Here is a 22,259-nt window from a genome sequence, read left to right as displayed (position 1 = left end):
TTGTGCAATCGTTCACAGCGTCTTTAGAATGATGCTGATTTTGCCCATTCGCAAACAGAAATGAGGGACCATGCTCACTGATGAGTACGTGAAGCGCGTGTATGCCAAGGTCGAGGAACGCGATCCTGACCAGAAGGAGTTCCTGCAGGCCGTGCAGGAAGTCTTCGAGAGCATCGAGCCTGTCTTCGCGAAGCACCCCGAATACGAGGCGGCAGGCGTCCTGCAGCGCTTCGTGGAACCCGAGCGCCTGGTGAAGTTCCGTGTTGCCTGGGTCGATGACGAAGGCAACGTGCAGGTCAACCGCGGCTACCGCGTGCAGTTCAACTCCGCGATCGGCCCGTACAAGGGCGGCCTGCGCTTCCACCCGACCGTGACCGAGAGCGTCATCAAGTTCCTCGGCTTCGAGCAGATCCTCAAGAACTCCCTGACCGGACTGCCCATGGGCGGCGGCAAGGGCGGCTCCGACTTCAACCCGAAGGGCCGTTCCGACGCCGAGGTCATGCGTTTCTGCCAGGCCTTCATGACCGAGCTGCAGCGGCACATCGGCCAGTTCACCGACGTGCCGGCCGGCGACATCAATGTCGGTGCCCGTGAGGTCGGCTTCCTCTTCGGCCAGTACAAGCGACTGCGCAACGAGTTCACCGGCGTGCTCACCGGCAAGGGCCTGGAGTTCGGCGGCTCGCTCGCCCGTACCGAGGCCACCGGCTATGGCCTGTGCTACTACACGCAGGAGGCTCTGCGCGTGCTGCGCAACGACTCCTTCGAAGGCAAGACGGTGTGCGTCTCCGGCTCCGGCAACGTGGCGATCTTCGCCATCGAGAAGGCGACCCAGCTGGGCGCCAAGGTCGTGACCTGCTCCGACTCCAACGGCTACGTCTACGACCCGAACGGCATCGACCTGGACGTCGTCAAGGACATCAAGCTGGGTCACCGCGGCCGCATCAGCGAGTACGCCGACCGCGTCGAGGGCGCCGAATACCACGAGGGTTGCGCCGGCGTGTGGACCGTGCCGTGTGACATCGCGCTGCCCTGCGCCACGCAGAACGAGATCGACGGCGATTCCGCCCAGAAGCTCGTGGACAACGGCTGCACCGTGGTGTGTGAGGGCGCGAACATGCCGTCCACGCCGGATGCGATCGAGGTCTACCAGAAGAACAAGGTGCTCTACGGCCCCGCGAAGGCCGCCAACGCCGGCGGCGTGGCCGTCTCCGGCCTGGAGATGAGCCAGAACTCCTACCGCCTGTCCTGGAGCTTCGAGAAGGTCGACGAGGAGCTCAAGGGCATCATGAAGAACATCGTGGCCGAGTCGCTCGACGCAGCCAAGGAGTACGGCCATGACGGCGACCTCATGTTCGGCGCCAACGTCGCCGGCTTCGTGAAGGTTGCCGACGCCATGGTCGCCCAGGGCATCTTCTAGTTCGCTGCGCTGCGTCCCGGATGTCCGCATTGGTCGTCTTTTTTTTCGTTAGGGCGGGCACCGGAATGGTGTGCTTTCCGCGATTAGGGCGGGCACCGGAATGGGGCTCTCCCGCGTTAGAGCGGGGAGAGCCCCATTCCGGTGCCCGCCCTAATCGCGGAAAGCACACCATTCCGGTGCCCGCCCTAACGAAAAAAAAGACATAAAACGCAAGGTCACCCGACAGCAAGGTCACCCGACAGAGGAACCCCACGTGTCATATTGACGTCGTTTCTATGCTGGTGGCTATGGTCATGGTTCATAGGAACGTGCATCGCATCGGATCCGCCCGCAGAACGGATCGCCCCCGGAAAGTCCTCACCGCCCGTCGTCTTCGCCAGAACAAGGCGCGCGACGCCCACATCGAAGTCATCCGCAAGCAGACCCGCGAGCGCAACGCGCTGCGGCAGATGCTCGCCGAGAAACCGCTCACCCGCGGCTGGCTGCACACCCTCGCCTTTCCGTTCTCCATCGCCACGTCGGTCATCCTCATCTGCCTTGCGTCCGGCGGCTGGATGAAGGCGGCCATCAGCGTCTACGGCGCCACCATCATGCTGCTCTTCGGCGTCAGCGCCGCCCTTCATCTCGGTCACGGCCACTTCCCCACCAAGGTCGACGACGTCCTGGTCCGCCTTGACTACTCGAACATCTTCCTGGTGATTGCCGGCACTTGCACGCCGTTCCTGTTCGCACTGTCCAACCGCGTGGTGTGCTGGACGTACATCGGCATCATCTGGATCACCGCCATCGTCGGCACGCTCGTCCACCTGGTGTATCCCGAGGGACTCGACTGGCTCTTCACCATCGTCTACGTCGTGCTCGGGCTAGCCCCGATCACCATCATCCACCTGTTCTGGCAGTCGCCGTTCATCGGGCCGGTCGCGACGGTCCTGGTGATCGCAGGCGGCGCCTGCTACATCGCGGGTGCGGTCTGCTTCGCCCTGCGCAAGCCCAACCCCTGGCCGAAGGTCTTCGGCTACCATGAGCTGTTTCACCTGGGTACCATCGGCGGCTATGTCTGCCACGTGATCGCCCTGTTCATGGTGGTGCTGAGCATGAGGTAGGCAGTGCATCTCCCCTTCCATCTCCCCTTCCATCTCCCCTTCCATCTCCCCTTCCATCTCCCCTTCCATCTCCCCTTCCATCTCCCCTTCCATCTCCCCTTCCATCTCCCCTTCCATCTCCCCTTCCATCGGTGGTTGTGAGTTGTGACCGGGTCACAACTCACAACCACCGATTCGTCGCTCGCCGGCGCCGGCGCATCCTAGTCGTCCTTCCCCGCCGGCCCCGCCGGCACCAGGTCCCACGGCATGCGCTTGGCGAAGAGCCACCACACCAGCAGGCCGAGCATCAGCAGCCAGAACCACCGGCCCATGCCATCCACCAGCAGCACGTACCAGGCGCCGAGCACCACCGTGCGCACCGCATAGAAGCCCACGCGCCGGGCGCCCCGCCGCGGCACGGTCTCGCACGTCATCTGCGTGTAGGAGCCGCCCAGCGTGCGCCCCTGATGCTTCCACGGGATCCACACCTCGAAGACCAGGAACGCCAGGATGGCCAGCACGCGCGGCACCCACCGGGTCATGTCCGTGTCCACGACCAGTTCGCCCAGCGTGTAGCGGCCGTCCTCCAGGCGCGTGGCGACCTGGGTGAACGCGAACATGATTGGCATGGTGAGCGCCCACACGCAGATCTGCATGATGACCACGTCGATGATGAGCGCCACCATCCGGTGCACGAAGCCGGGGTGGTCGTTGATGCCCGTCTCCTCGTGGTCCTTGGTAGGCCAGATCCGCCCCACGAGCATCGCAACCAGGTAGCCCAGCACCGCCCCCGTGGTGTTGGTGAGCATGTCGTCCACGTCGAACTGCCGGTAGGCGCAGGGGTAGAGGCCCCAGAAGCCGGTGAGCTGGGACGTCTCGATGAAGACGGAGCAGCCGAAGCCGAAGACCGCGGCGATCCAGAACGGCCAGCGTGCCCAACGGCGCAGCATGAAGCCCATCGGCAGGAAGAACACGACGTTCATGACCAGCTGCAGCACCCCGTCGAGCCCGCTCATGGCGTCCGGCACGATCTGCATGATGTTGAGCTGCGGCAGCAGGCGGTGCGTGGCACAGAACATGGCCGGATCGTCCGGCATGGGGTAGAGGGTGAAGGTGAGCAGGCCGACCGCGTAGAGCACGGCGACGTAGGCGATGAGCCCGCTGGACAGGTAGAGCCGGTGGTCCCTGTGGTACATCACCGCGAGGATGGGCAGCGTAAGCACTGCCGCGACGAAGGGCCACAGCGTAAGCGCGAAGAGGAAGGAGTGGCTGAACAGTCCGATATACGAGAGCATGATGCCCCAGTGTAATACACGCGAGAAATTGTTCATTTTTTCGAACAAAATCTAGGGGAGGGGCGCAGTTATAGGGGGCGTCGGCACGCCGTCGGACGGTTGTCCGACGGCGTGCCGACGCCCCCTATAACTGCGCCCCTCCCCTAGATTTTGTTCGAAAAAATGAACAATTTCTCGGAGCTGTCAGTCGTCGCCCAGCGTGATGTGCACACCGCCGACCAGCGCGCTGACCACGTTGTAGAGCAGCGCGAAGATGGTCACCAGCACGGTGACGAGCACCATCTCCACGATGGAGAAGATGGTCACCGCGGACAGCACGGTGGGCAGCGACAGGATGTTGGTCAGGTCGAAACCGCCTGCGTCGAGGCCCGCGGACGAGACGATGGTGGTGACCTGGTCGAACACGCCGACCACCTTGAGCATGCCCCACAGCAGTGCCACCGCGATGACCTGGATGATCGCGCCGGCGAGTGCCAGCATGAAGGTCACCTTGGCCACGGACCAGGCGCTGACGCGCGTCAGCGACAGGTTCATGCGCCGGGCTCGCGGCTTCTTGCCGCGCTTCTTGATGGGGCGCACCGGGCGGTTGCTTTCCGGGTGGTCCTTGTCCGCGATCAGCGGCTGGTTGGACGCCGACCGGGCAGTGCGCGGGGCCTGCGGATCAGGCGCCGGCTGCTGCGGCTGCGGCGCGACAGTATCGCTCATGTCGCTCATAGCATGTGCTCCTTGATGGTCAAAGCCTAAGGTTCGAGATTACCAACGGTTCGTGACTGCCTACTCCTCGTCCGTACGCTCGATGGCGGCGGATTCCTCGGTGACGACGGGCATGTCATGGTCCTCGTGCACCTCGAAGGTCGGCTCTCCGGGTGCGGGTTCGGTGGAGGTAGCGCCGGCGGCGTCGGCCACCGTGGCGGTCTCGCCGTCGGCGGCGTCCTCGGTCTCGGCGTTGCGGGCGATGGAGATCAGCTCGTCGCCCTTGTCGGGCTTGGCGAAGGTCACGCCCTGCGTGGTGCGGCCGGTGCGCTTGACCTCGGCGACATCGGAGCGGATCACCTTGCCGGACTTCATGATCGCCATGATCTGGTCCGACCCGGACACGACGAGCGCGCCGATGAGGTAGCCGCGGCCTTCCACGAGCTGGACGGCCTTGACGCCCAGGCCGTTGCGGCCCTGCAGGCGGTACTCGGAGAGCGCGGTGCGCTTGGCGAAGCCCTCGTTGGTGACCACGAAGAGGTCCTTGTCGCTGTCGCCCCAGATGACATCCATGGCGAGCAACTCGTCGCCCTCACGGAACTTCATGCCCTGCACGCCGGCGGTCTGGCGTCCCATCGGGCGCAGCTGCTCGTCATCGGCACGGAACTTCAGGCTCATGCCGTTGCGGGACACGAGGATGATGTCGTCCTCGGCGTTGCACAGGTTGGCGCCGATCAGCTCGTCGGCCGGCTCGCCGCCCTCGCCGCCCATGAGGCGCACGGCGATGAGGCCGCCCTGGCGCGAGGAGTCGTACTCGCTCAGGCGCGTCTTCTTGACCTTGCCGGAGCGGGTGGCCAGCACCAGGTACTTTGCCACCTCGTAGTTCGGGATGGACAGCACGGTCTGGATGGTCTCGTCGGGCTGGAACTGCAGCAGGTTCGCCACGTGCTGGCCCTTGGAGTCACGCGACCCCTCGGGCAGCTCGTAGGCCTTGCAGCGGTAGACGCGGCCGCGGTCGGTGAAGAAGAGCAGCCAGTTGTGCGTGCTGGTGAGGAAGAAGTGGTCGACCACGTCGTCCTCGCGCAGCTTGGTGCCCTTGATGCCCTTGCCGCCGCGGTGCTGGGCGCGGTACTCGTCGGCCTTGGTGCGCTTGATGAAGCCTGCGTGCGTGACGGTCACCACCACGTTCTCCTCGGCGATGAGGTCCTCGACGTTCATCTCGCCGGAGAAGGGCAGGATCCTGGTGCGGCGGTCGTCGCCATACTTGGCGACGATCTCGTCGAGCTCGTCGCCGACGATGGCGCGCTGGCGCTCCGGGCGGGCGAGGATGTCCGCGTAGTCGGTGATGCGGCGCATGAGCTCGTCGTGCTCGTCGAGGATCTTCTGGCGTTCGAGCGCGGCCAGGCGGCGCAGCTGCATGGCGAGGATGGCATCGGCCTGCACCTCGTCCACGTCGAGCAGCTTCATGAGGCCCTCGCGGGCGATGTCGACGGTGCGCGACTCGCGGATGAGGTGGATGACCTCGTCGATCATGTCGAGCGCCTTGAGGTAGCCCTGCAGGATGTGGTCGCGTTCCTCGGCCTCGCGCTTGAGGTAGGCGGTGCGGCGTGCGATGACGTCGAGCTGGTGGTTCACCCAGTGGCGGATGAAGGCGTCCAGGCTGAGGGTGCGCGGCACGCCGTCGACTAGGGCGAGCATGTTCGCGCCGAAGGTCTGCTGCAGCTGCGTGTGCTTGTAGAGGTTGTTGAGCACGACCTTGGGCACGGCGTCGCGCTTGAGCACGAGCACGAGGCGCTGGCCGGTGCGGCCGGAGGTCTCGTCGCGCATGTCGGCGATGCCGGTGATCTTGCCGTCGCGCACGGACTCGCGGATGGAGGCGACGAGGCGGTCCGGGTTGACCTGGTAGGGCAGTTCGGTGACCACCAGGCACATGCGGCCCTTGATTTCCTCGGTGTTGACGACGGCGCGCATGGTGATCAGGCCGCGGCCGGTGCGGTACGCCTGCTCGATGCCCTTGTGGCCCAGGATGGTGGCGCCGGTGGGGAAGTCTGGTCCCTTGATGCGTTCGATGAGCGCGTTGAGCAGCTCCTCGCGGCTGGCTTCGGGATGGTCGAGTGCCCAGTGCACGCCGTCGGCGACCTCGCGCATGTTGTGCGGGGGGATGTTGGTGGCCATGCCGACGGCAATGCCGGAGGAGCCGTTGACCAGGAGGTTGGGGAAGCGCGCGGGCAGCACGGTCGGCTCCTGCGTCTTGCCGTCGTAGTTGGGCACGAAGTCGACGGTGTCCTTGTCGATGTCGCGCACGAGCTCCATGGCGAGGGGCGCCATGCGGCACTCCGTGTAACGCATGGCGGCCGCGGGGTCGTCGCCGGGGGAGCCGAAGTTGCCCTGGCCGTCGACGAGCAGGTAGCGCATCGACCACGACTGCGCCATGCGCACGAGCGTGTCGTAGATGGCGGCGTCGCCGTGCGGATGGTACTTGCCCATGACGTCGCCGACGACGCGCGAGCACTTGTTGTAGCCGCGGTCGGGGCGGTAGCCGCCGTCGTACATCGCATACACGACGCGGCGGTGCACCGGCTTCATGCCGTCGCGCACGTCCGGCAGGGCGCGTTCGACGATCACGGAGAGCGCGTAGGAGAGGTACGACTGGCGCATCTCCTCCTGCAGGTCGACCGGCTGGACGCGCTGGCCCACCAGCAGGCCGTAGTCGGTGTTGTCCGCTTCCTGCGGGCTGAGGGGCTCGAGCGAGCCGTCGGGGAGGATCAGGTCGTCGTCGGCCCCGTCGTTGTACTGGTTGTCGTCTGCCACTTCAAAGGTCCTTTATGTTGGTGTTGGTCACGTTGCGCAGGTGGTTGGTGTGGTGTCTGTCGGTCGGTCTGCCGCCCTGCCGGTGCCCGCAGGCACCGGCAGGGCGGCAGACCGACCGACAGACACCACACCAACTCTCACGCGTCGATCCAGCGGGCGTTGTGCGCGTTGCGCTGGATGAACAGGCGGCGGGGCTCCACCTCGTCGCCCATGAGCATGGAGAAGGTCTCGTCGGCCTGGATGGCGTCCTCGATGTGCACCTGCTTGAGGATGCGGTTGTCGGGGTCCATGGTGGTCTCCCACAGTTCCTGGTAGCTCATCTCGCCCAGGCCCTTGTAGCGCTGGATGCCTTCGCCCTTGGGCAGCTGGCGGCCCTTGGCGCGGCCTTCGGCGAGCACGCGGTCGCGCTCGGCGTCCGTGTACACGAAGTCGTGCGGGCCCTTCGTCCACTTGAGGCGGTACAGCGGCGGCATGGCCACGTAGACGTAGCCGGCGTCGATCATGGGGCGCATGTAGCGGAAGAAGAGGGTGAGGTTCAGGGTGGCGATGTGGGCGCCATCGACGTCGGCGTCGGCCATGATGATGACCTTGTGGTAGCGCACCTTGTCCAGGTCGAAGTCCTCGCCGTAGCCGCCGCCGATTGCGGTGATGAGCGACTCGATGGTGTCGGACTTCATCATGCGGTCGAGGCTGGCGCGCTCCGTGTTGAGGATCTTGCCGCGCAGCGGCAGGATGGCCTGGGTGATCGGGTTGCGGCCCTGGATGGCGGAGCCGCCTGCGGAGTCGCCCTCCACGATGAACAGCTCGCATTCGCCCGGGTCGTTGGACTGGCAGTCCTTGAGCTTGTCGGGCATGCCGGCGGACTCGAAGATGGACTTGCGGCGCGTGTTCTCGCGTGCCTTCTTGGCGGCCAGGCGGGCGCGGGAGGCCTCGATGGCCTTCTGGATGATGTTCTTCGCCTCGGTCGGGTGGGAGTCGAACCAGTCGCTGAGCTTGTCGTTCATGACGCGTTGCACGAAGGTCTTCGCCTCGGAGTTGCCGAGCTTCGTCTTCGTCTGGCCCTCGAACTGCGGGTTGGTCAGCTTCACGGAGACCACCGCGGTCAGGCCCTCGCGCACGTCGTCGCCGGAGAGGTTGTCGTCCTTGTCCTTGAGGATGCCCTTCTCGCGCGCGTATCGGTTCACCATGCCGGTGAGCGCCGCGCGGAAGCCCTCCTCGTGGGTGCCGCCCTCGGTGGTGGAGATGGTGTTCGCGAAGGTGTGCACGGATTCGGCGTACGCGCTGGTCCACTGCATGGCGATCTCCGCGGAGACGCCCAGGTCGAGGTCCTCCGCCTCGATGTCGATCACCTCCGGCTCGATCGGCACGGCCTTGCGGATCCGGACCATGTAGTCCACGTAGTCCTTGATGCCGTTCGCGTACTGGTAGGTGACGGTCTGGTGTTCCTCGTCGGAGGCGTCCTGCGCGCCGGTGATCTCGTCGCCCGTGGATTCGGTCTCGCGCAGGTCGGTCAGCGAGATCTTCAGGCCTTTGTTGAGGAAGGCCATCTGCTGGAAGCGGGCGCGCAGCGTCTCGAAGTCGTAGACGGTGGTCTCGAAGATCTCCGGGTCAGCCCAGAAGGTCACGGAGGTGCCCGTGGATTCGCCGTCCTCCATGGCGCGGCCCTGCTTGAGGGGTGCGGTGGGGTGCTGGTCGACGTAGGTCTGCGTCCACACGTAGCCCTGGCGACGCACTTCGATGTCCACGCGCGTGGAGAGGGCGTTGACCACGGAGATGCCGACGCCGTGCAGGCCGCCGGAGACGGCGTAGCCGCCGCCGCCGAACTTGCCGCCGGCGTGCAGCTTGGTCATGACGGTCTCCACGCCGGAGACGCCCTCTCCGGGCACTTCGTCCACGGGGATGCCGCGGCCATCGTCGACCACGCGGATGCCGTTGTCGGGCAGGATGGTCACCTCGATGTGCGAGGCGTAGCCCGCGAGCGCCTCGTCGACGGAGTTGTCGACGATTTCGTAGACCAGGTGGTGCAGGCCGCGCGGGCCGGTCGAACCGATGTACATGCCCGGACGGATGCGCACTGCCTCGAGGCCTTCGAGCACGCGCAGGTCGGATGCGTCGTAGTGCTCGGGAGAGAGGGTGTCGTCGAGCTGTTCTTCCTGGGTGGTCTGGTCCTCCGCATTCGTGGAGTCGGCTGCAAGGTCTGCCACAGAGATTCCTTTCTCTGATTCGGTTGCACGAGAGGGGGTTCTCGCAGAGCGATATGCCCTGTAACACGAATAAAACGCCCGTGTGGGCGTTTACCTGTTCTACTGGATATTCTACTCATGCATAGGGACCTCGTCAGCCAGAGAGGAATCTGCGCATTCTGTCCAAGACGGCGGTGAGTTGTGTGGCCCTGTTGCCCCCTCCGCCCCGCCCCTAGTTTTTGTTCATTTTTTCGAACAAAAACTAGGGGCGGGGCGGAGGGGGCAACAGGGCCACACAACTCACCGCCGACCCCGCCCCCTTATCTGGCTCTGCACATACATCCGCTTGCGCATGCCGGGGCCGTGGGCCTGCGGGCCTATGACGCGCACCTCGTCGATCCGCAGGCCCTCCAGCTTGACGGCGATTGTCTGCCTCACCTGGGGCAGGATGCCCTTGAGGGTGGTCGTCCAGGCGGGGGAGTCGGCGCGGATCGTCAGCACGCCGTCGCGCAGCGAGTCGACGCGCGTATGCGCGCCCAGTGCGGGTCCGACGATGGACGCCCAGTCGCCTCCCAGCTGCGCCATCTGCATGTGCGGTTTCCAGCCGTTGCGCTCGATGAGCTCGCCGAAGAGGCCGCCGAGCCGTGCGGCGTCGCGGCCTGGCTTGCCGAAGTTCTCGAAGGCTTCCCGACGGGCCTGTTCGCTGGCCGCACGCCGCTCGGCGAGCACGCCGGCGCGTTCGGTGATCCGTTCGTATTCCTCGGCGGCGAGGGTGCGCTCGTCGAGCCTGAGCGTGACGACGATGGGCGGGCGCACGTCAGTCCTCCCCGCCCAGCTGCGCCACGTCGACGACCCGCGCGTCGCCGAGCGGCGGGATGTCGCTGGCCGCGGCGACGGTGACGAGCACCTGTGGCTGTCCCTGCGCGAAGTCGAGGATCTGTGCGCGGCGTGCCTCGTCGAGCTGCGAGAAGACGTCGTCGAGGATGACGATGGGTGGCTCGCCGTGCATGGCGGACAGCAGCTCGTGGACGGCCATGCGCAGGGCCAGCGCCAGGGTCCACAGTTGCCCGTTGGAGGCGAATTCGCGTGCCGGGACGTCGTCGATGAGCACGGCCAGGTCGTCGCGCTGCGGTCCGATGAGGTTCTGTCCGCGCGCGACCTCGCCGGCGTAGAGCCGCTGGAAGTGCGCGCTGACGGCGGTTTCCGGGCTGTCGGAGGCGACCTCGGTGAAGGACGGCTCGTACTGCAGCCGCACGTCTTCGCCGGCGAGCCGCTGCACAAGCCGGGAGAAGGGTTCCTGCAGCCGGTCGATGAGCCGCTGGCGTGCACGCGTCAGTTCGAGGCCGAGCGTGATGTAGTGGCCGGTCCAGGTCTCCAGGCCGCTCAGGGCGGCGTCGCGCGCCGCATCGAAGGAGTCGGACTGCGCGAGCTGGCGCAGCAGGGCGGCACGTTGCTTGGCCACGTGCGTGAACTGCTGGAGGGACTGCGCGTAGCCGGGGATGAGCTGGCAGGCCGCCTGGTTGAGGAAGGTGCGGCGTGCCGACGGGTCGCCGGCGACGATGGCCTGGTCCTCGGGCGTGAAGGCCACGACGGGGATGTCGCCGACGATCTGCCTCATGTAGAGCGACGGTCCGCCGTTGATGCGCGCACGGTTGGCGCCTTTCGCGCGGATCGTGGCCTCGTAGGTGACCGTGCGGTCGCCATCGGTGACGTTGGCGCGTATGGTGGCCGCAGGCTGCCCGCGCTGGACGAGCGGCAGCGACGAGGAGGTGCGGTGCGAGCCGCCCGTGGCGAGCACCTCCACCGCCTCCACGATGTTGGTCTTGCCCAGCCCGTTCGGTCCCTGGAGGATGGTGACCCCGGGCCCCAGGTCCAGGACCAGGTGGTCCCAGGACCTGAAGTGGTCCAGGGCGAGGCGGGAAAGATGCATGGATATGGCGCTTCCGTTGGTCAGGGAAGTTTTTGTTCATTTTTCGAACAAAAACTAGGTCAGCTGTTGAACCTCATCGGCACCAGCAGGTACCGGTAGTTCATCGACTCCTCGGAGTCGGCTTCCTGCTGGCCGTTGAATTCCACGGGCTTGACGGCGGTGGTCATCTTCATGCGGATGAAGGGCTCGGCGATCGCGCTCAGGCCTTCGCGCAGGTAGTTCGGGTTGAAGGCGACGGTGATGTCCTCGCCGTCGAGGTCCACGTCGAGCACGTCGTTCGCGGCTGCCTCGTCGGCGGCGCCGCCAGCGGTGAGCGTGACCTCCTGGCCGGCGAAGACCATGCGGATCGGCGCGTTGCGTTCGGCGACCAGGGCCACGCGCTTGATGGCGTCGATGAGCTTGTGCTTGTCGAGCACGGCGTGGATGGGGTAGGAATCGGCGTAGAGGCGGTCGACGGCCGGGAACTCGCCGTCGATGAGTTGGACGGTGGATACGCGGCCGGCGTTCTCCACACCGATCAGGCTGGGGTGTTCCGTGTCGAGGTAGACCTGCACGTTCTGGTGTTCGTCGATGGAACGGGAGATGTCGCGCAGGTGCTGGCCGCCGACGAGGGCCACGGCGTCGAGATCGGCCTGCTGCGGGGTCCACTGGAAGATGGAGCGTGCCAGGCGGTAGCGGTCCGTGGAGGACATGGTCACCGTGTCGCCCTGGAAGCGCATCTGCACCGCGGTGAGCACCGGGCGGGTTTCCTCGCGGGAGACGGCGACCGCGGCCTGGTTCACCGCCTGGGTGAAGGTCTGTGCGTCGACTTGGCCGAGCAGCGGCGGCAGGGCGGGCAGGTCCGGGTATTCGCTTTCCGGCATGAGCTGCAGCGTGAAGGTCGACTTGCCGGACGTGATGGTCATCGTGGAGCCGTCGGTGGCCAGATACGCTTTCTCTGAGGGCAGCGACTTGCTGATGTCGGCGAGGAGCTTGCCCTGCACGACGACCGTGCCGGCCTCGTCAACTCCGGCCTCGATGTGGTCGCGTGCGGACAGTTCGTACGTGAAGGCCGACAGTTGCAGTGCTCCGTCCGCGGCCTCGAGCTTGATGCCTGCGAGGATCGGGTTGGTCGGGCGGGCATCGAGCACGCTCGTGGTCCATGCCACTGCATCCGCGAACGACGTCGAGTTGACTTCTACTTTCATGCTGCTCCTTCAATGCGCACGGGTCAGGTAGTCGCTGCAGTTCATTCTATCCGCTCCATTGCTTTTCCGCTCGCGATCCGCAGATGTCCGCTTTCGAAGGGTTCCATGATGATGGTGAAAGGAAAAACTCTGATAAGTAATCATCATCATAAGCGCGGTGGATATGTGGATAACCGCGGAAAGCCATACGCGTCGGTGGATTGTGGCCGATTCGAAGATGTGGATGGCATCTGGATTCCGTGTGGATAAAAAGGCGATTTATCCACAGCCGTGGAAGGCCTTCCTAGTTATCCACAATTTTTGTGGATTTATCCACCGTTCATCCCCTGATTTTGGTCATTTACCCACGGGATTTCCCCCGAGTTTACCCACATTTGTGGATAACTATGTGGATAACTTTCCCCAAAAAATCTCATCGTTCGGTGTGTCGCCTGAGTTGGTTTTCCCCAGTGGGAGGGTGGCAGGGGTGAAGTCAGGCCTTGGAGGGAATCATCGTAGGACATGGTTCTTTTGATTAAGGCCTATAGAAAGCTCTCGTTTTTTCGTGATATTTCCAAGGCGGCCCGCACGAGCGGGCCGCCTTGGAAATATCACGAAAAAACGAGAGCTTTCTGCTTTCACATGCGGAAGCTTGGTTCGAGGCATGCGCTCTCAGTCCATCCGCTGCCGCAGCTGGATTGTCAGTTCGGTCACGTAGTTGTAGATTTCCTGCTTCTCCTGCATGTTGTCGGAGATGATCTTGCAGTTGTGCATCACCGTGGTGTGGTCGCGGCCGCCGAAGACCTGGCCGATGTTCACCAGCGACATGCTCGTCAGGTCGCGCGTGAGGTACATGGCGATCTGACGGGCCAAGGTGATGTTCTTCTGGCGTCCCGGCCCGACGAGGTCATCGAAGGTCAGGTGGAAGTACTTGGCGACCTTGGCGATGATGTCGGTGGGCTTGAGCTCGACTTCAACGGAGAAGAAGTCCTGCAGGGTCTGCTCGGCCAGGGCGCGCGTCACGGGCTGTCCGTTGAGGGAGGCCAGGGCGGTGACGCGGTTGAGGGCGCCCTCGAGCTCGCGGATGTTCTCGGTGAAGCGTTCCGCGATGAGGTCGAGCACGTCGTTGGGGATGCGCGCGTCGGCGCTGGCCGCCATCATGCGCAGGATGGCGATGCGCGTCTCCAGGTCCGGCGGCTGCACGTCCACGGTCAGGCCCTGCTGGAAGCGCGAGAGCATGCGCTCCTCGAAGTCCTTGAGGTTCCTCGGAGCCACGTCGGAAACGATTACGATGCGCTTGCCGGCACGGTACAGCGAGTTGAAGATGTTGAAGAACTGCTCCAAGGTCTCCTTCTTGCCACCCAGGAACTGGATGTCGTCGATGAGCAGGACGTCCACCTCGCGGTATTTGCGGTTGAAGGCGCCGATGCGGTTGGAACCCGGCTTGTCCGGGCGCAGGGAATCGATGTACTCGTTGGTGAACTCCTCGCTCGTGGCGTACAGCACGCGCGTGTTCGGCTGCTTGAGCAGCGCGTAGTTGCCGATCGCGTTGAGCAGGTGCGTCTTGCCCAGTCCCGAGCCGCCGTAGATGCACAGCGGGTTGAAGTTCTTGCCGGATCCCTCGGCCACCGCCAGGGCGACCGTGCGCGCGAAACGGTTCGAATCGCCCGGCACGAAGGTGTCGAAGGTGTCGTTGAGGTTCAGGTGGGTGGCCGGGTCGATCCGGGGCTGCTTGCCCGTGCTGCCGAAGGACGCCGGGACGAAGTTCGGCGACGTGGTCGCCGGTGCGGTCTCGGCGGCCGGGAAGCCGGTGGTGCCGGGCATGATGTCGTCGAAGGTCTGGACGACGGCGTCGTCGTAGTGCGAGACGGTCGGCTGTGCGGGGAAGGTGGCCGTCACGGGCTTGCGAGGCTGTGTCGGACGCGGCGCCGGTGTCTGCTCGGGCACGTTCACCGGGAGGGTCTCGTTGTCTTCCGCAGGCGTCTCCTGCGCGAGGATCTTGAAGGCCGGGAACAGCGGCACGCCGCCGTTGGCGAGTTCCAGCGCCTGCAGCAGCTGCGTGTTGAGCTCCGACTGCAGCACGTGCTGCGTCTCCGTGTTCTCCACGGCCAGGATGATGGTGGTCCCGTATACCGCCTCGGGCAGCACTCCCTCGAACCAGCCCTTCTGGCGGCTCGTCAACGCGGAGTTGCTGCGCAGCAAGGTCAGTGCGTTCGACCAGATCATGGCGGACTTCGCGCCCGGGTCTGCCTGTTGTGCGCTCATCTGCTTTTCTTCTTCCACGGGTCGTCTTTGAAACTTACAGCATATGTTTACTCCTTCCGGCAGAAGTTATCCACAGGCTCGCGTGTTGAAAACAGTGGATTTTCGAATGACACCAGTGTCGTTTGTGGATAAGCGCGCCACGTCTTCCCCACCGTTGCAGCGGTTTTGTGGACGCCGCCGGCGGACCGTGCACCGCGGACGGGGGAGAGGTCGAGCGACCCGTCCCCCGGTCCTGGCTTGCCGTTGGGGTATGGGTACCACTATCCTTGACAGAGCTTGTTTTATAGAGGGCCGCGCGCAAGCGTGGCCAAAACACAATCGGGAGCTATTGAACCATGAAGAGGACTTTCCAGCCGAACAACCGCCGTCGTCACATGAAGCACGGATTCCGCGCACGCATGCGCACCCGTTCCGGCCGTGCGCTGATCAACCGTCGCCGCGCCAAGGGCCGCAAGACCCTCGCAGCCTGACACCCCGCCGGGGCGAACGCATGATGGAACGGCTCAAGAGCCATGAGCAATTCGTGGCCGTGCTGCGTCGCCGCCGGAAAGTCAGCGAGCGTGACATCGTGGTCCACTACCGCATGAGGCCGGTCGTGGACGGAGTCGCCATACCCGAACGGCGTTTGGGACTCGCCGTATCCAAGGGAGTCGGCAATGCCGTGACGCGCAATCGCGTGAAGCGGCGTTTCCGCGTATTGGCGGCCAGACACCAGGACGGCCTGCCGGAAGGCATCGACATCGTCCTGAGGGCCAAGCCAAGCGCGGCCGCCGCGGATTTCATATCCCTGGACGGACAGGTGGATGCCGCGTTCCGCGCAGTCTCACGCAGGACGGAGCAGCAGTGACCTCACGAACCGGGCGGCACATGGTCCGCGCCATCCGCTGGTACCAGCGGACGATCAGCGCAGGCCGGCCGCCCGTCTGTCGTTACTACCCCTCCTGTTCCCGCTATGCCATCGAGGCGATCGAGCGTTTCGGTGCGCTCAGGGGCGGCATGCTCGCCATGCTGCGCATCCTGCGGTGCCGTCCGTGGAGTGACGGCGGCATCGACGACGTCCCGGCACGCTTCTCGCTGCTGTACCGCTTTTCCTGGTCAAGGGCGCATGAGGAACCGCGTCTGACGCCAACCCGCGAGAATTGAGAATCCGACTATGCAAGAGAACTTCTTCCTTGACAGTGGCGTGTGGGGCTGGCTCTACAAGCTGCTGACCCCCGTGGAATGGCTCATGACCCAGGTCATGTACTGGTTCCACAAGCTGCTCACGCTCATCGGCATGCCGACCGTCGGCCTGTCGTGGGTGCTCTCCATCATCTTCCTCGTCATCGTCGTGCAGGCCTGCGTCTTCCCGCTGTTCTACAAGCAGATGAAGTCGATGCGCGGCATGCAGGCCATCCAGCCGCAGATGATGAAGATCCAGAACAAGTACAAGGGCAAGAACGACCCCGCCAGCAAGGAAGCCATGCAGCGGGAGATGATGAAGCTCTACCAGGACAACCACGCGAACCCCGCGGGTTCCTGCCTGCCGATGCTCATCCAGGGTCCCGTGTTCATGTGCATGTTCTACGTGCTCTCCGCCATCCCCTACATTGCGAACGGCAAGCGCGCGCCGCTGGGTGCCTTCGACGTCGCCACCGCCCAGGAGTTCTCGCAGACGAGGTACTTCGGCGTCGGCGTCGCGGACACCTTCAACACCTCGGACACTGGCGGCAAGATCGTCATCGGCATCTTCGTGGCCGCCATGTGCGCCTGCCTGTGGTACACGCAGTGGCACACCATGAAGCGCAACACCGCGCCCGCCGCCATGAACAAGCAGAGCGAACGCATGCAGAAGATGATGCTGTGGATCTTCCCGATCATGTACATCTTCTCCGGCATCGCGATGCCCTTCGCCGTGCTCGTCTACTGGCTGGCGAACAACCTGTGCAACCTCGCCCGCTCCTTCTGGCAGTTGCACGAGTTCCCGACGCCCGGCTCGCCGGCCGCGCTCGACAAGGAGAAGCGTGACCACGACAACGAGAACCGCCGACGCGAGAAGGAGGGCCGCCCCTCCCTGGAGGACGAGGCGCTCATCAAGGCCCGCGAGGAGGCCGAGCGCCGCGAGACGCAGGGCTTCCAGCGTGCCCAGCCGCAGCGCAAGAACCGCAAGAAGAAGAAATAGCCCGAATGACGCGACGTGCGCATGCGAGGAGCATGCGCACGTCGTACACTATGACTACCCATCTGCCCGAGCCGCACGCACGACGTGCGGGAATGCCGACCAAGACCTGAACACCAACCACAAGGAGGACCCCATGGCGCAAGACGAGGAACGTACCCTGGACCAGCTCAACGAGGAGGCGGACATCGCCGCCGACTACCTCGAGGGCCTGCTGGACATCGCCGACTACGAGGGCGACATCGAGATGGGCGTGCGCAACGGCCGCCCGATGGTGCAGATCGTGGCCGACGACGACATCGACATCAAGCACCTGATCGGCCGCAACGGCGAGGTGGTGGACGCCCTGCAGCAGCTGACCCGCCTGGCGGTGCAGCAGCAGACCGGCGAGCGCAGCCACCTGATCGTGGACGTCGACGGCTACCTCAAGCGCAAGCGCCAAGTGCTGCGCGACATGGCGCTGGACGCCGTGGACGACGTGCGCGAGACGGGCGAGCCCGTGGACTTGAAGCCCATGAACTCCTTCGAGCGCAAGATCATCCACGACGTGGTGCGCGACGAGGGCCTGCGCTCCCGTTCGCACGGCGAGGAGCCGAAGCGCTACGTGACGATCTATGCCAAGCACACGGCCGACGAGGACGACGAGGACGAGTTCATCGTCGAGGACTGAGTGCCTGGGGTGAGGACCTGAGGGGCGGCAAGGCGTGGATTGTGCCTTGGCGCCCCTTTTTGCGTGGGGGGCTTGAGAAATCTCTCGTTTTTTCGTGATATTTCTGCTCCATGTGGATGCCGGGGCCTTTCGAATGAGGTTTCTGATGCTTGGCGCTAGGATGGTGCCTTATGACTGACGACATCCATGACGACGCATCCTTGGCGTCCTCGTCCATCCTGCACGCCGTCTTCGGCGAGGCGCTCCCGAAGATCGAGGTGTTTCACGGGAAACTCAAGGAGGAAGGGGAGCCGCGCGGATTGATCGGCCCGCGTGACGTGAATATCCTCTGGGAGCGGCACCTGCTCAATTCCGCGGCTTTGGCGCCCTTCATCCGCAAGGCGACCGACCGTGCACGGTTCAAGTCCGTGGCAGATCTCGGCTCGGGCGGCGGCTTCCCCGGGCTGGTGCTGGCGGCCATGCTGCCGGACCATGCCTTCACGCTCATCGAGCCGATGGAACGGCGCGTGGAATGGCTGGGCGAATGCGTCGAGGCCATGGGGCTGGAGAACGTGCAGATCGTGCGCGCCCGTGCCGAGGAGGCCATCGCCGCGCTGGGCCGGGCGCGCGCCGCTGCAAGCAGGGGCGGGCACAACGGCAAGCGCAGGTCCGCCGGCACCGCCCCGGCCACTGTCCCGGTGAGCGACGAAGTCCGTGCAGCCATCCGTCACCCCTTCACCGTGGTCACCTGCCGTGCGGTGGCGCCCATGACCAAACTGGCCGGCTGGACGCTGCCCCTGGTGGGCCGTGGCGGCGAACTCATCGCGCTCAAGGGGCGCTCCGCCCAGGCCGAGATCGACAAGGCGCGCAAGGTGATCGCCCAGTACGGCGGCACCAGGCCGCGCGTGGAGCTTGCGCCGGTGGCCGACGGCCTCGAGCCGACCCATGTGGCAATCGTGGACAAAAGGTAGGAGACGAGGTGCGGCGGAGACGCGCGCTGTGAGCGAAGCGGTGGCAAGACACCCGGGTTATCCACAATCGCCGGTGGCGATGTGCACAAGCTATCCACAGCCGTCCACTGCGAACGTGGATGGTCGCAAACGACAGTCAACACAACGAAAACCGCACCTCAGGAACCTGTGAGAGCGCCGAGTTATCCACATGTTATCCACATCGACTCCACATCCGGTCACCGCATCGCTACCTGTCCATACGAATGAAGAAACTTGAATACTGGTAAAGACGCAATAGGAGGGCTGTCTTCGTGACACAACAAGCCAACGTCCCCGGCATGGAAAGCGCCTCGGACACCATCGCCCGCATCTTCTCCGACGACCATTCGGGCGTCGGCTCGGAAATCGCCGACATCTCGCACCGCCTCGAGCGCATCAACGCGGCCGAGTTCAAGGCTCCCGCGGCCACGCGGCGCATCGCCGTGGCCAACCAGAAGGGCGGCGTGGGCAAGACCAGCACCGCGGTGAACGTGGCTGCCGCACTGGCGCAGGGTGGCCTCAACGTGCTCGTCGTGGACATGGACCCCCAGGGCAACGCATCCACCGCGCTCGGCGTACGGCACAACTCCGGCGACCCCTCCGTCTACGACGTCATCGAGGGCCGCGCCACCATCGCCGAGGTCATGCAGGACTGCCCCGACTACGCGAACCTGCAGGTGGTGCCCGCCTCCATCGACCTGTCGGGCGCCGACCTCGAACTCGCGGACATGCCCGACCGCAACAACCTCATGCGCATCGCCCTCGACAGCTTCCTCGAGGAATCCGACACGCACTACGACTACGTCTTCCTCGACTGTCCGCCGTCCCTTGGCCTGCTCGTCATCAACGCGATGTGCGCGGTCACCGAGATGCTCATCCCCATCCAGGCGGAATACTACGCGCTCGAGGGCCTCGGCCAGCTCATCAACACCATCGGCCTGGTCCAGTCGAACTTCAACCCCGAACTGCTCGTCTCCACGATGCTCGTGACCATGTTCGACAAGCGCACCCTCCTGAGCCGCGAGGTGTACGAGGAGGTCAAGACGCACTACCCGAGCATCGTGCTCGACACCACCATCCCGCGCACCGTGAAGATCTCCGAGGCCCCCAGTTTCGCGCAGAGCGTCGTCACCTACGACCCGCGCGGCATGGGCGCCGTCTCCTACCGCGAGGCCGCGCTGGAGATCAACGAGCGCTCCACAGTCGTCCTGGAAACCATCGCATCGAGGAGAAACGAGAACTGACATGGCATCGAAATCACGACTCGGGCGTGGGCTTGGCGCCCTGTTTCCCTCGCTGCCCGGCGAACCCGAGGAGGAGCCCACCAAGGCCGCGGCGCCGACCGCGGTAGCCGAGGCGCCGGCACCGCGCAAACCGAAGGCACAGCCCAAGGCCGCGCCGAAGGGGAAGGCGGCTGCCGCCGCGGCCACGCCGGCTGCCGAGGCACAGCCGACCGGCCCCATCAGCCCGCTGGAGTCCACCATCCCGTCGATGGGCACGATGACCCGCAACGGCGACACCGTCTCCAAGCTGTCGGCGCCGATGACGCTGCAGCCGGAAGCCGCCGAGCACAAGCCGGCGTCGGCGTCGACGAAGCGTGCGCCCATGCCCGCCATCGACGACATGCAGCACCCCAGCGACATGTTCTTCGCCCCGACGCCCGCGTCCGCCGCACAGGCGGCCGACGATGGCGACGTCCCCGAGCTCAAGCCCGTCGAGGGCGGCTACCTGGTGGAGCTCGACCTGGCGCAGATCGGCCCCAACCTGCACCAGCCCCGGACCGTGTTCCGCGACGAGGAACTGCAGGAACTCGCGGCGTCCATCAAGGAAGTCGGCGTCCTGCAGCCGATCGTGGTGCGCAAGCGGCCGATCGAGCAGATCCGCGCCGCCCGCCAGCAGCCGACGGAGAGCCACGGGCAGTTCGAGGACCGCATGGACAGCCCCTACGAGCTGGTCATGGGGGAGCGCCGCTGGCGCGCTTCCCAGCTCGCCGGACTGACGTCGATCCCTGCGATTGTCAAGACGACATCCGACGACTACATGCTGCGCGACGCCCTGCTCGAGAACCTGCACCGCGTGGCGCTCAACCCGCTCGAGGAGGCCGCCGCCTACCAGCAGATGATCGACGAGTTCGGCCTGACGCAGATGCAGCTGGCGAAGTCCGTCTCCAAGTCCCGCCCGCAGATCGCGAACACGCTGCGCCTGATGAACCTGCCGGCCAGCGTGCAGCGCGAAGTGGCCGCCGGACAGCTGTCCGCAGGCCACGCGCGCGCCCTGCTGGGCCTGCCGAACGACTCGATGATGGAGGAGCTGGCGCGGCGCATCATCGACGAGGGCCTGAGCGTGCGCAGCGTCGAGGAGATCGTCTCCATGCAGGCCGCCGGGCAGCCCAAGAAGCCGAAGGCCAACAAGCACAACCCCTGGGCCGGTTCGCCGATTCAGGAGAGCCTGGAACAGCGTTTCGCCACGAAGGTGAGCATCAAGGGATCCGAGAAGCACGGCCGCATCGAGATCGTGTTCTCCAGCCCCGAGGAGATGGAGCGCATCCTGGGCCTGCTGACACCGGAGCAGGCGTAACCTAAGATCAGCTTGAGAAATTGTTCATTTTTTGAACAAAATCTCATGGGAGTGCGCGTCGGCGCAATCACGCCTCCAGCTCGTCCAGGTACATCTGCACGTCCAGGGCGGCACGGCAGCCGGTGCCGGCGGCGGAGATCGCCTGCTGGTAGACGGGGTCGGCGCAGTCGCCGGCGGCGAAGACGCCCGGCAGCGACGTGCGCGTGGAGGCACCCTCCACCTGGATGTAGCCGCGTTCGTCAAGGGCCACCTGGCCGCCGAGGAAGGCCGTCTGGGGCACCTGGCCGACCGCCACGAACACGCCCTTGGCCTCGAGCTTCTCCTCGCCGTCCGTGGCCGTGTTGCGCACGCTCACGGAGGTCACGCCCTGCTTGTCGCCGTTGATGCGATCCGCCACCGTGTTCATCAGGACGGTGATCTTCGGGTTGGCCAGGGTGCGGTCGACCATGATCTTCGAGGCGCGGAACTCGTCGCGGCGCACCAGCAGCGTGACCGACTCCGCCAGGTTCGCCAGGAAGTTCGCCTCCTCGAGTGCGGAGTCTCCGCCGCCGACCACGACGACCGGCTTGCCGCGGAAGAAGAACCCGTCGCAGGTGGCGCAGTAGGAGACGCCGTGGCCGCCGAACTCCTCCTCGCCGGGCACGTCGAGGTGGCGGTAGTACGAGCCGGTCGTCACGATCACCGTGCGGGCGGTGTAGGTGTCGCCGCCGGAGCAGTGCACGGTCTTGGTTTCCCCGTCCAGCTCGGCGGACTCGACGTCGTCGTACACCAGTTCCGCGCCGAAACGCTCGGCCTGGCGCTGCATGTTCTCCATGAGCTCGGGGCCCATGATGCCGTCGGGGAAGCCGGGGAAGTTCTCGACCTCGGTGGTGTTGACGAGCTGGCCGCCGGGGGTCAGCGCACCAGCGACGACCAAGGGCTTGAGGCCCGCACGGCCCAGGTAGATGGCTGCGGTGTACCCTGCGGGACCCGAGCCGATGATGATGACTTCACGTGTTTCGCTCATGCTCCCCACAATAGACACAGGACGCGGTCCGTTCC

Annotated in this window: 19 protein-coding genes; 10 read left to right on the top strand and 9 right to left on the bottom strand. The window is 65.2% G+C overall.

Annotation, left to right across the window (positions count from 1 at the left end; all coding sequences use genetic code 11):
* Positions 1-70 precede the first annotated feature (70 nt).
* Together gdhA and trhA are read left to right on the top strand one after the other, a co-directional pair.
* Entirely contained in the window at positions 71-1,417 is a 1,347-nt protein-coding gene (gdhA, locus tag BCUN_RS09120; RefSeq protein WP_033518602.1) for an NADP-specific glutamate dehydrogenase, read from the top strand.
* A gap of 287 nt (positions 1,418-1,704) precedes the next feature.
* A complete protein-coding gene (gene trhA, locus BCUN_RS09115; RefSeq protein ID WP_238552379.1) occupies positions 1,705-2,520 on the top strand; it encodes a PAQR family membrane homeostasis protein TrhA in 816 nt (271 codons plus the stop codon).
* 200 nt (positions 2,521-2,720) lie between these two features.
* Here trhA and BCUN_RS09110 read toward each other — a convergent pair whose 3' ends face one another.
* The 8 genes from BCUN_RS09110 to dnaA form a co-directional block, all read right to left on the bottom strand.
* Complete coding sequence (locus BCUN_RS09110) at positions 2,721-3,794, bottom strand: VanZ family protein (protein WP_033518740.1); 1,074 nt, start codon at positions 3,792-3,794, stop codon at positions 2,721-2,723.
* Positions 3,795-3,977: 183 nt separating this feature from the next.
* Positions 3,978-4,499 carry a DUF3566 domain-containing protein gene (locus BCUN_RS09105; RefSeq protein WP_033517273.1) on the bottom strand — a complete coding sequence of 174 codons (522 nt, stop codon included), beginning with the start codon at positions 4,497-4,499 and terminating at the stop codon, positions 3,978-3,980.
* A gap of 69 nt (positions 4,500-4,568) precedes the next feature.
* Positions 4,569-7,298 (bottom strand): DNA gyrase subunit A, encoded by a 2,730-nt coding sequence (gyrA, locus tag BCUN_RS09100; RefSeq protein WP_051920990.1) that lies wholly within the window; start codon positions 7,296-7,298, stop codon positions 4,569-4,571.
* 137 nt (positions 7,299-7,435) lie between these two features.
* A complete protein-coding gene (gene gyrB, locus BCUN_RS09095) occupies positions 7,436-9,502 on the bottom strand; it encodes a DNA topoisomerase (ATP-hydrolyzing) subunit B (RefSeq protein ID WP_274518386.1) in 2,067 nt (688 codons plus the stop codon).
* 279 nt (positions 9,503-9,781) lie between these two features.
* Positions 9,782-10,297 (bottom strand): DciA family protein, encoded by a 516-nt coding sequence (locus tag BCUN_RS09090; RefSeq protein WP_033517259.1) that lies wholly within the window; start codon positions 10,295-10,297, stop codon positions 9,782-9,784.
* 1 nt (position 10,298) lies between these two features.
* Positions 10,299-11,411 carry a DNA replication/repair protein RecF gene (recF, locus tag BCUN_RS09085; protein ID WP_033517260.1) on the bottom strand — a complete coding sequence of 371 codons (1,113 nt, stop codon included), beginning with the start codon at positions 11,409-11,411 and terminating at the stop codon, positions 10,299-10,301.
* Between the two features lie 59 nt (positions 11,412-11,470).
* Positions 11,471-12,598, bottom strand: a complete 1,128-nt coding sequence (gene dnaN / locus BCUN_RS09080) for a DNA polymerase III subunit beta (protein WP_033517261.1) — start codon at positions 12,596-12,598, stop codon at positions 11,471-11,473.
* Positions 12,599-13,249: 651 nt separating this feature from the next.
* Entirely contained in the window at positions 13,250-14,842 is a 1,593-nt protein-coding gene (gene dnaA / locus BCUN_RS09075) for a chromosomal replication initiator protein DnaA (protein ID WP_033517277.1), read from the bottom strand.
* A 335-nt stretch (positions 14,843-15,177) separates the two neighbouring features.
* Between dnaA and rpmH the strand changes: the two genes are divergently transcribed.
* The 8 genes from rpmH (at position 15,178) to BCUN_RS09035 (ending at position 21,218) form a co-directional block, all read left to right on the top strand.
* Positions 15,178-15,312, top strand: a complete 135-nt coding sequence (gene rpmH / locus BCUN_RS09070) for a 50S ribosomal protein L34 (RefSeq protein WP_033517263.1) — start codon at positions 15,178-15,180, stop codon at positions 15,310-15,312.
* Positions 15,313-15,335: 23 nt separating this feature from the next.
* Positions 15,336-15,689, top strand: coding sequence for a ribonuclease P protein component (gene rnpA, locus BCUN_RS09065; protein WP_033517265.1), 354 nt, complete (start codon positions 15,336-15,338; stop codon positions 15,687-15,689).
* Positions 15,690-15,709: 20 nt separating this feature from the next.
* Positions 15,710-15,985, top strand: a complete 276-nt coding sequence (gene yidD, locus BCUN_RS09060) for a membrane protein insertion efficiency factor YidD (RefSeq protein ID WP_033517267.1) — start codon at positions 15,710-15,712, stop codon at positions 15,983-15,985.
* A gap of 10 nt (positions 15,986-15,995) precedes the next feature.
* Positions 15,996-17,003, top strand: coding sequence for a membrane protein insertase YidC (gene yidC, locus BCUN_RS09055; RefSeq protein WP_033517269.1), 1,008 nt, complete (start codon positions 15,996-15,998; stop codon positions 17,001-17,003).
* Positions 17,004-17,136: 133 nt separating this feature from the next.
* Complete coding sequence (locus BCUN_RS09050; RefSeq protein ID WP_033517271.1) at positions 17,137-17,670, top strand: Jag family protein; 534 nt, start codon at positions 17,137-17,139, stop codon at positions 17,668-17,670.
* Positions 17,671-17,840: 170 nt separating this feature from the next.
* A complete protein-coding gene (locus tag BCUN_RS09045; RefSeq protein WP_033518609.1) occupies positions 17,841-18,620 on the top strand; it encodes a 16S rRNA (guanine(527)-N(7))-methyltransferase RsmG in 780 nt (259 codons plus the stop codon).
* A gap of 320 nt (positions 18,621-18,940) precedes the next feature.
* A complete protein-coding gene (locus BCUN_RS09040; protein WP_033518614.1) occupies positions 18,941-19,885 on the top strand; it encodes a ParA family protein in 945 nt (314 codons plus the stop codon).
* Position 19,886: 1 nt separating this feature from the next.
* The gene (locus tag BCUN_RS09035) at positions 19,887-21,218 is read left to right on the top strand and encodes a ParB/RepB/Spo0J family partition protein (RefSeq protein ID WP_033518612.1); all 1,332 of its coding nucleotides are present in this window, start codon (positions 19,887-19,889) and stop codon (positions 21,216-21,218) included.
* A gap of 67 nt (positions 21,219-21,285) precedes the next feature.
* Here BCUN_RS09035 and trxB read toward each other — a convergent pair whose 3' ends face one another.
* Positions 21,286-22,224, bottom strand: coding sequence for a thioredoxin-disulfide reductase (gene trxB / locus BCUN_RS09030; protein ID WP_033516914.1), 939 nt, complete (start codon positions 22,222-22,224; stop codon positions 21,286-21,288).
* Between the last annotated feature and the right edge of the window lie 35 nt (positions 22,225-22,259).

The sequence above is a fragment of the Bifidobacterium cuniculi genome (genome assembly GCF_000741575.1).
Classification (GTDB): Bacteria; Actinomycetota; Actinomycetes; order Actinomycetales; family Bifidobacteriaceae; genus Bifidobacterium; species Bifidobacterium cuniculi.
This window is presented reverse-complemented; position numbering and strand designations above follow the sequence as displayed.

Bases quoted from the DNA above. Each gene is read 5' to 3' on its own strand.
- gdhA (WP_033518602.1), top strand. From the start codon at position 71: ATGCTCACTGATGAGTACGTGAAGCGCGTGTATGCCAAGGTCGAGGAA.
- trhA (WP_238552379.1), top strand. From the start codon at position 1,705: ATGGTCATGGTTCATAGGAACGTGCATCGCATCGGATCCGCCCGCAGA.
- BCUN_RS09110 (WP_033518740.1), bottom strand. From the start codon at position 3,794: ATGCTCTCGTATATCGGACTGTTCAGCCACTCCTTCCTCTTCGCGCTT.
- BCUN_RS09105 (WP_033517273.1), bottom strand. From the start codon at position 4,499: ATGAGCGATACTGTCGCGCCGCAGCCGCAGCAGCCGGCGCCTGATCCG.
- recF (WP_033517260.1), bottom strand. From the start codon at position 11,411: ATGCATCTTTCCCGCCTCGCCCTGGACCACTTCAGGTCCTGGGACCAC.
- dnaN (WP_033517261.1), bottom strand. From the start codon at position 12,598: ATGAAAGTAGAAGTCAACTCGACGTCGTTCGCGGATGCAGTGGCATGG.
- dnaA (WP_033517277.1), bottom strand. From the start codon at position 14,842: ATGAGCGCACAACAGGCAGACCCGGGCGCGAAGTCCGCCATGATCTGG.
- rpmH (WP_033517263.1), top strand. From the start codon at position 15,178: ATGAAGAGGACTTTCCAGCCGAACAACCGCCGTCGTCACATGAAGCAC.
- rnpA (WP_033517265.1), top strand. From the start codon at position 15,336: ATGGAACGGCTCAAGAGCCATGAGCAATTCGTGGCCGTGCTGCGTCGC.
- yidD (WP_033517267.1), top strand. From the start codon at position 15,710: ATGGTCCGCGCCATCCGCTGGTACCAGCGGACGATCAGCGCAGGCCGG.
- yidC (WP_033517269.1), top strand. From the start codon at position 15,996: ATGCAAGAGAACTTCTTCCTTGACAGTGGCGTGTGGGGCTGGCTCTAC.
- BCUN_RS09050 (WP_033517271.1), top strand. From the start codon at position 17,137: ATGGCGCAAGACGAGGAACGTACCCTGGACCAGCTCAACGAGGAGGCG.
- BCUN_RS09045 (WP_033518609.1), top strand. From the start codon at position 17,841: ATGACTGACGACATCCATGACGACGCATCCTTGGCGTCCTCGTCCATC.
- BCUN_RS09040 (WP_033518614.1), top strand. From the start codon at position 18,941: ATGGAAAGCGCCTCGGACACCATCGCCCGCATCTTCTCCGACGACCAT.
- BCUN_RS09035 (WP_033518612.1), top strand. From the start codon at position 19,887: ATGGCATCGAAATCACGACTCGGGCGTGGGCTTGGCGCCCTGTTTCCC.
- trxB (WP_033516914.1), bottom strand. From the start codon at position 22,224: ATGAGCGAAACACGTGAAGTCATCATCATCGGCTCGGGTCCCGCAGGG.